This is a genomic window from Halorubrum persicum, from assembly GCF_002727125.1.
GTDB classification, from domain to species: Archaea; Halobacteriota; Halobacteria; order Halobacteriales; family Haloferacaceae; genus Halorubrum; species Halorubrum persicum.
This window is the reverse complement of the sequence record NZ_NHOA01000020.1, coordinates 73,446-85,753: the sequence shown is the minus strand read 5'-3', so window position 1 is coordinate 85,753 and position 12,308 is coordinate 73,446. Positions and strand designations below refer to the sequence as shown.

9 protein-coding genes are annotated in these 12,308 nt (G+C 67.8%); 5 read left to right on the top strand and 4 right to left on the bottom strand.

Annotation, left to right across the window (positions count from 1 at the left end):
- Positions 1-129: 129 nt before the first annotated feature.
- Together DJ69_RS03395 and DJ69_RS03390 are read right to left on the bottom strand one after the other, a co-directional pair.
- Positions 130-1,740, bottom strand: a complete 1,611-nt coding sequence (locus DJ69_RS03395; protein ID WP_099254302.1) for a GMC family oxidoreductase — start codon at positions 1,738-1,740, stop codon at positions 130-132.
- Positions 1,737-2,300: a gluconate 2-dehydrogenase subunit 3 family protein gene (locus DJ69_RS03390; RefSeq protein WP_099254301.1), complete on the bottom strand. Its 564-nt coding sequence runs from the start codon at positions 2,298-2,300 to the stop codon at positions 1,737-1,739. The genes DJ69_RS03395 and DJ69_RS03390 overlap by 4 nt, the downstream gene beginning before the upstream one ends.
- A 112-nt stretch (positions 2,301-2,412) precedes the next feature.
- On the opposite strand from DJ69_RS03390, the gene DJ69_RS03385 reads away from it, so the two are divergent.
- The 5 genes from DJ69_RS03385 to prf1 all read left to right on the top strand — a co-directional run bounded on the left by DJ69_RS03385 (position 2,413) and on the right by prf1 (position 11,233).
- Positions 2,413-4,023, top strand: a complete 1,611-nt coding sequence (locus DJ69_RS03385; protein WP_099254300.1) for an ABC transporter permease — start codon at positions 2,413-2,415, stop codon at positions 4,021-4,023.
- A gap of 87 nt (positions 4,024-4,110) precedes the next feature.
- Positions 4,111-5,046, top strand: a complete 936-nt coding sequence (locus tag DJ69_RS03380; RefSeq protein WP_099254299.1) for an NAD-dependent epimerase/dehydratase family protein — start codon at positions 4,111-4,113, stop codon at positions 5,044-5,046.
- Between the two features lie 144 nt (positions 5,047-5,190).
- Positions 5,191-7,872: a hybrid sensor histidine kinase/response regulator gene (locus DJ69_RS18210; RefSeq protein ID WP_180271708.1), complete on the top strand. Its 2,682-nt coding sequence runs from the start codon at positions 5,191-5,193 to the stop codon at positions 7,870-7,872.
- A 193-nt stretch (positions 7,873-8,065) separates the two neighbouring features.
- Positions 8,066-9,874: an arginine--tRNA ligase gene (gene argS / locus DJ69_RS03360; protein WP_099254298.1), complete on the top strand. Its 1,809-nt coding sequence runs from the start codon at positions 8,066-8,068 to the stop codon at positions 9,872-9,874.
- A 108-nt stretch (positions 9,875-9,982) separates the two neighbouring features.
- Positions 9,983-11,233, top strand: a complete 1,251-nt coding sequence (gene prf1 / locus DJ69_RS03355) for a peptide chain release factor aRF-1 (RefSeq protein WP_099254297.1) — start codon at positions 9,983-9,985, stop codon at positions 11,231-11,233.
- Positions 11,234-11,269: 36 nt separating this feature from the next.
- On the opposite strand, the gene DJ69_RS03350 is transcribed toward prf1, so the two are convergent.
- Together DJ69_RS03350 and DJ69_RS03345 are read right to left on the bottom strand one after the other, a co-directional pair.
- Positions 11,270-11,707 (bottom strand): metal-dependent transcriptional regulator, encoded by a 438-nt coding sequence (locus DJ69_RS03350; protein WP_099254296.1) that lies wholly within the window; start codon positions 11,705-11,707, stop codon positions 11,270-11,272.
- 43 nt (positions 11,708-11,750) lie between these two features.
- Positions 11,751-12,236, bottom strand: a complete 486-nt coding sequence (locus tag DJ69_RS03345) for a rubrerythrin (protein ID WP_099254321.1) — start codon at positions 12,234-12,236, stop codon at positions 11,751-11,753.
- Positions 12,237-12,308 lie beyond the last annotated feature (72 nt).

The window sequence follows — 12,308 nt, the reverse complement described above, 5'->3', positions numbered from 1 at the left end:
CGCCGTCGGCCTGTGCGGTCGCGTCGACAGCGACGGAGTCGGCCCCGTCGGTCGCCTCGTCGTCGGGCGTCGTGATCGAACTCATTACTCCGGACGAGTCACCCTACGCACTTGAGTTTTTAGGTTTGCCTAAAGCGACTGCGAGAGGCGTTCTCGAACGTCGTCGGCGGCGCGTAGCGCGAGCGCGGCGATCGTCAGCGTGGGGTTCATCGCGCCGCTCGTGGGGAAGACGCTGCTGGAGGCGATCCAGCAGTTCTCCAGATCGTGGGTCCGGCAGTCGGCGTCGACGACGCCGGCGTCGGGGTCCTCGCTCATTCGGGTCGTTCCCATGTGGTGGTACGCGGGGCCGGTCGCGTCGGGGCCGACGACCCACTCGATCTCCGCGCCGAGCTCTTCGAGAATCGACCGCTGGATCTCGTTGGCGCGCTCGATCGTCCGGAGGGCCCGGTCGCCGACGCTCCAGTGGACCTCGGGGACGGGGTTGCCGCGGTCGTCGGTGCGCTCGGAGTGGAGGGTCACGTAGCTGTCCGACCGCGGGAGCTGCTCGACGAGCCCGCCCATCGCCACGTGAGTGCCGTAGCCGTCGCGGAGCCGACCCAGCAGCTCGTCGCCCCAGTCGTCGCCGGTCAGCGCCATCTCGACGGGCGAGGGGCCGGCGTAGTTGAAGAACTCCAGCTTGAACGGGGCGACCTCCTCGTTCGCCTCGTCGTAGAACTGGTCGCACGCGCTGGTGTAGAAGCCGACGTGATTCTGTCGCGTCGGCTCGTCGAGGGTGCCGCCCACGCCCGCGAACAGGTGGTCCATGAAGAACTTCCCGACCGTCCCGCTGGAGTTGGCGAGGCCGTCGGGGTACGCGTCGGACGCCGAGAGCAGCAGGAGCCGCGGCGTCTCCACGCCGCCGCAGGCGACGACGAACGCGTCGGCCTCCTGCCGGTGTTCGGTCCCGTCGGGCGTCGCGTACACCGCGGCGGTCACCGAGTCGTCGCCGTCGTGTTCGAGCCGCTGGACCGGCGCTCGGTCGATGACCGTCGCGCCTCGCTCCTCCGCGCGCTCGACGTGGACCGTGGCGTCGTACTTCGCGCCGGCCGGACAGACGGGCTGGCAGGTGCCGTAGCCGGCGCAGGCCGACCGACCGTCGTACGCCTCGGAGTTGCGCGCGTTCGGCACCGAGTGCATGTCGATCCCGAGCTCCTCGCAGGCCTCCGCGAACAGCGAGTCGCTGTACGAGGGCTTGAACGCGGGCATCGGGTGCGGCTCCTCGCGCGGCGGCGCGTAGGGGTTGTCCGACGCACCGGCGACGCCCAGCTCGCGTTCGGCCTCCGCGTAGTACGGCTGGAGGTCGGCGTAGTCGATCGGCCAGTCCGGGCCGACGCCGCGCTCGGTCCCCGAGTTAAAATCGTCCTCGTGGAGCCGCATCACCATCCCCTGCCAGTGGAGCGTCGACCCGCCGAGCCCCTTGACGCGGGCGTGGTTCAGCGGGTAGGAGCGTTCCCCGGAGGTGGCGTAGGCGTCGCGCTCACCCCCCACGTCCCACACGTCCGGTCGACCGTCGCTCGGTCGGATCGCCCGCTCCTGTCGCGCGAGTCGGTCGGCGGGATCGAACCGGGGGCCGGCGTCGAGGACGACCACCTCGTGATCGGGGGCCAGCCGGTCCGCGACGAGCGCCCCCGCCGGCCCCGCGCCGACCACGCAGACCTCCGCGTCCGCCACGGGAGTCCGGTCGACGTCTCCGGCGCTCATCGCGGCCCTCGCCGGTAGCTCTCGGTCCCGCCGGGGTGGCCCTGCGGGTTCTCCAGTCCCACGAGCTCGCCGCCGGTCGGCGAGGCGTACAGCGCAAGCAGCAGCTCGTTGACCACGTAGTAGCGCACCCGCTCGGCGAGCGTTCCGTCTGGGACCTCGTCGGCGACGTCGGCGCCGACCTCGCGGAGGAGTTCGTCCCGCGTGGTCTCGGAAAGGTCGACGAGCGGCGCCCCGTGCCACGAGCGGGCGGCGTCGTCGAGGTCGCCGACCGTCGCTCGCAGTCCCGCGGCGTGTGCCGACCCGTCGAGCCGACCGTCGAGGAAGCGGTCGACGAACGCCTCGACCCCGTCGACCGCTTCCGGGTAGACGACGGTCGCGACCGCGGCCATCGACGCGCGGACGGCCGCCTCGTCGAGGGCCGCCGCTTCGGCTTCCCCGGCGCCGTCCGCTCCCCCGGCGCCGTCGCCTCCGTCGTCCGATCGGCGCGTGCCGAGGGCGACGCCGCCGGTCGCGCCGACGGTCGCCAGCGCGGCAACGGCGTCGCGCCGCGTCAGTTCCATATCCGGTTTAGGCTTCCCTAAACTATTATATCCGTCGGACCCGATCGACGACCGGATCGCAACTGCTAACGGTCGGTGTGGCCTCCTCCCGATAACCCCTCCCTTCCGGACCATGAGCTTGACACGCCGGATCCGCGACATCCTGACAGACGGCGACGACCGACTACCGGTGGGGCTGACGCTGCTCTCCGCCGCCATCGCCGGCACGCTGGTGTTCCCGCTGGCGTGGCTGGTGATCCGGGCGGTCACCGTCGAGCGGTCGCGGGCGATGGAGCTGCTGTTCAGCGCGGGGACCGCCGAGATCCTGGTGAACAGCCTGTTGCTGATGGGCGGCGTCACCGCGTTTTCGATCCTGGTGGGCGTTCCGCTCGCGTATCTCACGGCGCGGACCGACCTCCCCTTCCGCCGGTTCTGGTCGATCGCGGTCGCGCTCCCGCTCGTCGTTCCGAGCTACGTCGGCGCGTTCTCCTTCGTCTCCGCGTTCGGCCCGAGCGGCGAGTTCCACGACCTGCTCGCGCCGCTCGGGATCGAGCGGCTCCCCGACATCTACGGCCTTCCGGGGGCGATCCTCGTCATCTCGCTGTACACGTACCCGTACGTCTACCTGACCACGCGCGCCGCCCTCCTCTCGCTCGACACGACGCTGATCGAGGCGGCGCGGACGCTGAACCACGGGCGGCTCGAGGCGTTCCGCCGCGTGACGCTCCCCGTGATCCGCCCCGCGATCGCCGCCGGGTCGCTGTTGGCGGCGCTGTACGCGGTGTCCGACTTCGGGACGCCGACGATCATGCGGCTCCCCGTCTTCACGCGCCAGATATACGTCGAGTACAACTCCTTCGGGAGCGACTACGCCGCCCTCCTCTCCCTGCAGCTGCTCGCCGTCGTGCTCGTCGTGCTCGCGCTGGAGCGGCTCGTGCAGTCCGACGGCAGCGCGCACGGCGACGACGCGGGTCACACCGACCGGCTCGTCGGGTTGGGGCGCTGGCGCTGGCCGGCGACGCTCCTGCCAGCGTCCGTGTCCGCGGTCGCGCTCGTCGTCCCTCTGTGGATCCTCTATCTGTGGCTCGTCCGCACCGACACGGGCCGCCGCCCCTCGATGGCGTTCGAGTGGGTACAGGCGCTCAACTCGGTGTCGGTCGCCGCGGCGGCCGCCGTCGTCGCCGCGCTGGCGGCGCTCCCGGTCGCGTACTTCGCCGCGAACCACGACACCCCGCTGTCGACGCTGTTCGAACGCGCGACGTACGTCGGCTTCGCGGTCCCTGGGATCGTGTTGGCGCTCGCGCTGGTCTACTTCGGGTCGGGCTACCTTCCGTGGCTCTACCAGACGCTCCCGCTCCTGGTGTTCGCGTACGTCGTCCGGTTCCTCCCGCAGGTGGTCGGATCGACGCGGACCTCGATCCTGGGCGTCGACCCCCGACTCGTCGAGGCGAGCCGGGCGCTCGGCGAGTCGTCGATGGGCGCCTTCCGCCGCGTGACGTTCCCCCTCGTCAGATCCGGGATCGTCGCCGGCGCCGCCCTCGTGTTCCTCACGACGATGAAGGAGCTCCCGGTCACGCTCATTCTCCGCCCCTCCGGGTTCGAGACGATCGTCACGCAGATCTGGCGCGCACAGGAGTCCGGGCTCTACCAGTACGCCGTCGTCCCGACCCTCCTGCTCCTGGTCATCTCCGGGCTCTCGATGGTCGTCATGCTCGCGCAGGAGGGCGGCGAGGACGGGCTCTGAACGCGGGGCCGCTCCCTCGCGCCGCTCCCGCGTGAGCCGCGTCCCGATTCCGCACCTACTTACCCGACTCGGCCTCAGGAACCCGGTATGGACCTCTCCAATTCGACCGCACTGGTCACCGGCGGCGCGGGGCTCGTCGGAAGCCACCTCGCCGCGCGGCTCCGCGACCGCGGGGCGACGGTCCGCGTGGCCGACGACCTCTCGAAGGGGGACCGCGAGCGCGTCCCGGACGGCGTCGAGTTCGTCCGGGCGGACCTCACCGCTCCCGACGGCGTCGCCGAGGCGGTCACCGGCGACCTCGACGTCGTCTTCCACTTCGCCGCGTACACCGACACGAACTACGACGACGACCGGGAGCTGTTCGAGGCGAACACGGAGATGACGTACAACGTCTTGGAACGCATGCACGAGGTCGGCGTCGACCGGCTCGCCTTTACCTCCTCCTCGACGGTGTACGGCGAGGCGCCTCGCCCGACGCCCGAAGACCACGGCCCCCTGGAGCCCATCTCCATCTACGGCTCCTCGAAGCTCGCCGACGAGGCGCTGATCTCGACGCACGCCCACTCCTACGGGGTGCAATCGTGGGTGTTCCGTTTCGCGAACATCGTCGGCCCCCACCAGCGCGGGAACGTGATCCCCGACTTCATCCAGAAGCTCGACGCCGACCCGAGCGAGCTCGAGATCCTCGGGGACGGACGGCAGGAGAAGTCGTACATGCACGTCTCCGAATGCGTCGACGCCATCCAGCACGTCGTCGAGCACGCCGACGACGAGCTGAACGTGTACAACCTCGGGACGGAGACCACCACGTCCGTCACCGACATCGCCGACATCGTCAGCGACGAGCTCGGCGTTGACCCCGAGTACGCCTACACCGGCGGCGACCGCGGCTGGACCGGCGACGTGCCCAAAATGCGCCTGTCGATCGAGAAGCTCACCGACCTCGGCTGGAAGCCCTCGATCGAGAGCGACGAGGCCGTCCGGCGGAGCGCGCGCGAACTGATCGACGAGATCGCGGAGTAGGCGTCGGAGGCTGCGCTGTATACGGGGCGCGAACGTCGCGCCCGCTTCCGATCCCGCAGCTACGGCTGCGATCTCAGGGGCAATTATTCAGATTGAGAGACACCCCCATACACATATGCCTAGCCATGTCATCGTGCCACAGGAATGACTGGCACGATTGACACGATCGCCGTCCTCCACGTCGATGACGAACCAGATTTCGCAGATCTGACCGCGACGTTCCTCGAACGTGAGGATGACCGATTCGAGGTCGAAACGGCGACCAGTGCCTGCGACGCGCTCGCTACCTTCGAACTCCCGGCGTTCGATTGCATCGTCTCCGATCACGATATGCCGAGCATGAACGGGATCGAGTTCCTCGAGGAGGTGCGCGAGGAGTGTCCCGACCTCCCGTTTATCCTGTACACCGGGAAGGGGTCCGAGGAAGTCGCTTCGGACGCGATCACCGCGGGGGTCACCGATTACCTGCAAAAAGGGAGCGGAACTGACCACTACGCGGTCTTAGCCAATCGCATCGGGAACGTCGTCGAATCACGCCGGTCTCAACAGAAACTGGTCGAACGAGACCGAGACCTCAGCCGGTATAAACACATGATCAACTCGATGTACGAAGCCGCTTGCCTCTACGACGAACACGGCCGCTTCGAGATCGTGAACGAGTATCTGGCCGGCTGGTACAATACGACTCGCGAGGCGCTCGAAGGCGAAGAGAGCAACCTCATCCAGATCGTCCAAGAGCGGGCCGACAACGGAGACCCCTATCAAGCGCTTCTCGACGGACAGCGCGACCAAATATCGGGGGAGATCGAAGCGGAGTTTCCCAACCACGGACACGCCGTGTTAGAGTACCGATTAACTCCGCTCACGATCGACGGGACCGTCGAAGGAGTCGTCGGCGTCACCCGTGACATAACCGCCCAGAAGGGACATCAGCGGGAGATCGAACAGACAAACGCGCTGCTTTCGACGCTCTTCGACGCGCTCCCCCAGGGCGTTCTCGTCGAAGACGACGCTCGGAACGTCTTGGCGGTCAATCAGCAGATGTTCGACCTCTTCGAGCTGCCGAGCTCGCCCGAGGGAGTCGTCGGTGAGGACTGTGAGCGTCTGGCCGAAGCGATCAGCGACATGTTTGCCGACTCCGAGTGGTTCGTCGAGCGCACCAACGAACTGATCGCGAAAGGCGAACCGGCAGACGGGGAAGAGCTTGAGCTCGCTGACGGGCGAACGTTCGAACGGACCCACCGACCGATCGAGCTCCCGAACGGCGAGGGACATCTGTGGGTGTACCGGGACGTGACCGCTCGCAAGATCCGCGACCACGAGATCGAAACGATCCAGCGGCGGTTCGAAGCCGTCCTCGAGAACACGCCGACGCCGATGTTTATGAAGGACGAGGGGGGTGAGTACCTCTTCGTCAATCAGGCGTACCGCGACCTCTTCGACCTCCGGGACGAGGAAATCGTCGGGCGGACGGACGGCGAGATCCACTCCTCGGAGATGGCTACCGATGTCCGACGGAACGACCGTACCGTCATCGAGCGCGGCGAGCCGATCGAGGTCGAAGAATCGATCGCCGTCGACGGGAACGAGCTGATCTTCCTGACCACGAAGGTCCCCGTCTACGATACGGGGAGGCGCTCCGACCCGGACTCGCCCGTCGCCGTCTTCGGCGTTGCGACGGAGATCACCGAACGCACGGTCCGCGAGCAGCAGCTCGAAGCGTTGAATCAGGTCACCCAAGTGCTCATGCGTGCGGAAACGCGGGACGAGATCCTCGAGATCGGAACCGAGACGACCAGAGACCTCCTGGGAATCGAGCTTAATGCGATCCACCTCTACGACGAGGACGCCGGGGCGCTCGTCCCGGCGGCGGCCACCGACGCGGTGTACGACCTCATCGGCGAGCCTCCGTCGTTCACCGGCGAGGACAGCATCGCCTGGCGCGTCTATCAGCGAGGGGAGCCACGCGCAGTCGACGACGTCCACGAAGACCCGGACCGATACAATCCGGACACGCCGGTTCGGAGCGAACTCTACCTCCCGCTCGCGGACTACGGGATCCTGATCGCCGGATCGCCGTCACCGGAGTCGTTCGACGACGAGGACGTGCTCTTGGGCGAGATCTTGGCCGGCGGGCTGACGAGAGCGCTTGAACAGGTCGAGCGAACCGCGCAGCTCCGGGATCGCGAACGGGAGCTCACCGAGCAGAACGACCGGCTCGAAGAGTTCGCCAGCATCGTCTCTCACGACCTTCGGAACCCGATCACCGTGGCCGAAGGGCACTTGGAGCTGGCTGCCACGGAGTGCGACAGCGAGCACTTGGAACACGTGAAGCGCGCCCACGAGCGAATGTGGGCGTTGATCGAAGACCTCCTGACGCTCGCCCGTGAGGGCGAGGCGGTAACGGAGTTCGAGTCGGTCGCGTTGACCGGACTTATCCAGGGGTGCTGGGCGAACGTCGAAACGGGCGATGCCACGCTGATCACCGACACCGACCGAACCGTACGGGCCGACAAGAGCCGTCTGAAACAGCTGTTCGAGAACCTGATTCGGAACGCCATCGAGCACGGTGACGGGGACGTGACCGTGACGGTCGGCGAGACGGACGCGGGGTTCTACGTCGAGGACGACGGCCCCGGAATCCCCGCGGACGAACGCGAGGCCATCTTCGACGCCGGCTACTCGACGCAGGCGGACGGGACCGGCTTCGGATTGGGTATCGTCCAACGGGTCGTGGAGGCCCACGAGTGGGAGATCGACGTGACAGACGGTGACGAGGGGGGCGCACGCTTCGAGATAACCGGCGTCGAGTTCGGTGCCGAATGAACCCCCGTCTCGGCCGCGCCGCGCCTGACGGGCCCGACTGAGTTCGACAGCGCGGTTGCGGTAGGCTCGCCGCTACCGACGTCGAGGGGACCTCGAAAATCCCGCCCTCACGCCTCCGCAGCCTCGGCGGACGGCGCGGCTCCGCCCGCGCCGCTTCGGAAGGGCCTTTTAACCCGCCCGTCGAACGGACGGTATGTTCAGGCAGCTCCGGTCGGAGGTCGAGACGGCGCTCACCGCGGCGCTCGACGACCTCGACCTCCCGACCGACGACCTCGGCATCGAACGCCCGCCGGACGACATGGACGCGACGCTCGCCTCCAGCGTCGCCTTCCGGCTCGCGGGCGAGGTCGGCGACGCGCCCCCGAACGTGGCCGCGACGGTCGCGGCGGCGGTCGATGTCGACGGGTACGACTACCTCGACACGGTCGACACCGCCGGCCCGTACGTCAACTTCCACGCCGGCGAGCGCTACCTCGCCGACACGCTCGACGCGGCCGCCCCCGACGCGGGTTACGGGGCGCTCCCGGACAAAGAGACCTCCGTCGTCGTCGAGCACACGAGCGCGAACCCGACCGGCCCGGTCCACGTCGGCCGGGCGCGCAACCCGATCGTCGGCGACGCGGTCGCGAACCTCCTGGCGTACGCGGGCTACGACGTCGACCGCCACTACTACGTGAACGACGCGGGCCGCCAGATGGCGGTGTTCACGTGGGCGTACGAGCGGTTCGACGAGTCCGATCTCGACGCCGAACCGGCCCGCGACCGCGCCGAGTACGACCTCGTGCGCTACTACCGCAAGGGGAACGCGTTCTTGGAGGAGGCCGACCCCGAGGCCGTCGAGGCCGCCGAAGACGAGATCGCCGCGATCCTCCAGGGGCTCGAATCCGGCGACGAGGAGACGTACGAGCGCGTCAGTGCGGTCGTCGACGCGGTGCTCGGCGGCATGAAGGAGTGCCTCGCCCGCCTGCCCGCGGAGTTCGACGAGTTCGTCAAGGAGACGCGGTTCATGCGCGACGGCTCGACCGACGACGTCGCCGCGCGGCTCAAGGAGACCGACCACGCCGTCTACGAGGAGGACGCCTGGCAGCTGGAGCTCGACGAGTGGGGGATCGACAAGAACCTCGTCTTCCTGCGCTCGGACGACACCAGCCTCTACACCACCCGCGATCTGGCCCACCACGAGTGGAAGTTCGCGAACTACGACCGCGCCGTCACGGTGCTCGGCGAGGACCACAAGCTGCAGGCCGACCAGCTCGACGCGACGCTGGAGCTGCTCGGCAACGACACCGACCAGCTCGGCCACGTCATCTACTCGTACGTGAACCTCCCCGAGGGGAAGATGTCCACCCGGCGCGGGACGGGCGTGATGCTCGACGACCTGCTCGACGAGGCGATCGAGCGCGCTCGCGACGCGGTCGAAACGCGGATGGACGACCGCATCCGCGACGACGACCTCACCGACGAGGACGTCGAGCGCATCGCCCACCAGGTCGGGATCGGCGCGGTCCGGTACGACATCGTTTCCAAACAGCCCGCGAAGGCGATCACCTTCGACTGGGAGGACGCGCTCGACTTCGAGGGGCAGTCCGCCCCGTTCGTCCAGTACGTCCACGCGCGCTGTTGCGGAATCTTAGACGAGGCGGCCGACGCGGGGATCGAGGTGCCGGGCGTGACGGCGGACGACGCGGGAGTCGTCGACGGCGGCGCTCTCGACGTCGACGCGTCGACGCTGGAGACCGCGGAAGCCCGCGACCTCCTCCGCGAAATCGCTCGCTTCCCCGCCGCGATCGAGGCGGCGGCGGACGACCTGGAGCCGCACACGATCGCCACGTTCACCCGCGAGTTCGCGGACGCGTACAACGCCTTCTACCGGGAGTGTCCCGTGGTGACCGCCGAGGACGCGGAGCTGCGTGCCGCCCGCGTCGCGCTCGTCGCGGCCGCGAAGCACACGATGGCGAACGCGCTCGACGTGCTCGGCGTCGAGGCGCCGGAGTCGATGTAGGAGACGGCGAGGCACGCAGCACCGCGTTCGGCGGCCGTGCGGCTCGGCTCCGCCGCGCCGGCGGGGAGGTCAAAGCTTACTTACACGCACGCCGCCGTAGTTTGGGTAATGAGTAGCGACGCACAGAAGGCGAGCGAAGACCGGCGGAAGTACGAGTTCCGCAAGGTCATCGAGGAGCTCCGCGAGTACGAGGGCTCCGGGACGCAGCTCGTCACCATCTACATCCCCGAAGACCGGCAGGTATCCGACGTGGTCGCGCACGTCACGCAGGAACACAGCGAGGCGTCCAACATCAAGTCCAAGCAGACCCGGACGAACGTGCAGGACGCGCTCACGTCGATCAAGGACCGCCTCCGCTACTACGACACCTTCCCGCCGGAGAACGGCATGGTGATCTTCTCCGGGGCGATCGACGCCGGCGGCGGTCAGACCGACATGGTCACCAAGACGCTGGAGTCGCCCCCGCAGCCCGTCCAGTCGTTCCGGTACCACTGTGACTCCGCGTTCCTCACCGAGCCGCTCGAACACATGCTCGAGGACACCGGGCTGTTCGGGCTCATCGTCTTGGACCGCCGCGAGGCCAACGTCGGCTGGCTGAAGGGGAAGCGGGTCGAGGCCGTCAAGTCGGCCTCCTCGCTCGTCCCCGGCAAGCAGCGGAAGGGTGGCCAGTCCGCCCAGCGGTTCGCCCGACTGCGGCTGGAAGCGATCGACAACTTCTACCAGGAGGTCGCGGGGATGGCCAACGACCTGTTCGTCGACAAGCGCCACGAGCTCGACGGCATCCTCGTCGGCGGCCCCTCCCCGACCAAAGACGAGTTCCTCGACGGCGACTACCTCCACCACGAGCTTCAGGACAAGGTGCTCGGCAAGTTCGACGTGGCGTATACCGACGAGTCCGGGCTGAAGGACCTCGTCGACAACGCCAGCGAGGCGCTCGCCGACCAGGAGATCGTCGAGGATAAGCGCCACATGGAGGAGTTCTTCGAGAACCTCAACACCGGCGAGGAGGCCACGTACGGCTTCGACCAGACCCGCCGAAACCTGATTATGGGCTCCGTCGACCGCCTGCTCATCTCCGAGGACCTCCGCTCCGACGTGGTCGTCTACGAGTGTCCGAACGGCCACGAGGAGTACGAAGTCATCGACTCGCGACACTCCACCCCGTCTCACGAGTGTTCGGAGTGCGGGGAGGAGGCCGAGGTCGACGAGCGCGAGGACGTGATCGAACACCTGATGGCGATCGCCGAGCAGCGAGGCACCGACACCAAGTTCATCTCCACCGACTTCGAGAAGGGCGAACAGCTGCTCGACGCGTTCGGCGGTATCGCTGGGATCCTGCGCTACTCGACGGGCGTCTAAGCGTCGGCGTCGAAAACATCTCTCCGGCTTTCTCCCCTACTGCTCCGGCTCTACGGGCGTCGCGATCTCCAGACACGCGCACGCGTCGGTCTCGGGATCGAAACAGTCCGGACACTCCGGCTGGCGGTCGATAATGGTGTCGAGCCGCTCGGCGACGGTGTCGTCGATGACCGCCTCCAGCTCGCGGGCCTCGTCGCGGAACTCCTCGACCGCGAGCACGTTCGCTAGGAAGCGCTCGATGATACAGTAGGTCTGGAGCGCGTCCCGCGCCCGGACGATCCCGTCGTCGGTGAGCTGTACCCCCTTGTACTTCTCGTGTTCGGCGAGCCCGCGCTCCTCGAGCTTTCCGATCATCTCGTTGGCGCTCGCCGGGCTGACTCCGAGCGAATCGGCGATCGACCCGGTCGAGGCGGGACCGTCTTCCTGCTTCTGTACGACGTATATCGTTTTGAGGTACTGGTCTGCGGTGTTCACGGCTTCCCTCCGTCGGCGCTCGTCGTCGGCTCGATCCCCTGATTCATCGTCGCTCCATGACCTCCGTTACCTCGCTGACCCCCTCGGCCTCGTCTTCGCGGATCGCCCGCAGTTCGTCCAGCAGCTCCGTGCGGTCAAGCGAGAACTCGGCGTCCGACTCCTCGATCGCCTGAATGAGGTCGTCGTAGAACTTGTAAGCGGTCTCCTCGTTACACAGCTGGTCGTAGAGGACCCCGTCGAAGTCCTCCGGTTGAGTCCGTCCGTACCGCGCGTCCACGAGCGACTCGATCTCGTCGAACGGGACGCTGTCGACGCCGAGCCCCTCGATCAGCGATTCGAGCCGCTGGCGGTGTTCGGCGGACTCCTCGGCGGCGTCCGCGAGCAGGTCCTCGATCTCCTGATCGAGTTCGGCGTCGAGGCTCTGGTAGTGGTGGTGCGCCCGCGCCTCCACGACCTCCTCCAGCACGATCCCGATCTGTAGCAGCCGGGCGAGCTGGTCGTCCGAGGCGATCCGCTGGCTCACGCTCACGGCGACCACCCGTCACCGTTCGATACGACCCTTCGCATACACGTCAACTCAGACGTAGTCCGACTTAAGGAG

Coding starts and splice junctions, on each gene's coding strand:
- argS (WP_099254298.1), top strand. CDS start 8,066: ATGTTCAGGCAGCTCCGGTCGGAGGTCGAGACGGCGCTCACCGCGGCG.
- prf1 (WP_099254297.1), top strand. CDS start 9,983: ATGAGTAGCGACGCACAGAAGGCGAGCGAAGACCGGCGGAAGTACGAG.
- DJ69_RS03380 (WP_099254299.1), top strand. CDS start 4,111: ATGGACCTCTCCAATTCGACCGCACTGGTCACCGGCGGCGCGGGGCTC.
- DJ69_RS03395 (WP_099254302.1), bottom strand. CDS start 1,740: ATGAGCGCCGGAGACGTCGACCGGACTCCCGTGGCGGACGCGGAGGTC.
- DJ69_RS03390 (WP_099254301.1), bottom strand. CDS start 2,300: ATGGAACTGACGCGGCGCGACGCCGTTGCCGCGCTGGCGACCGTCGGC.
- DJ69_RS03385 (WP_099254300.1), top strand. CDS start 2,413: ATGAGCTTGACACGCCGGATCCGCGACATCCTGACAGACGGCGACGAC.
- DJ69_RS18210 (WP_180271708.1), top strand. CDS start 5,191: ATGACTGGCACGATTGACACGATCGCCGTCCTCCACGTCGATGACGAA.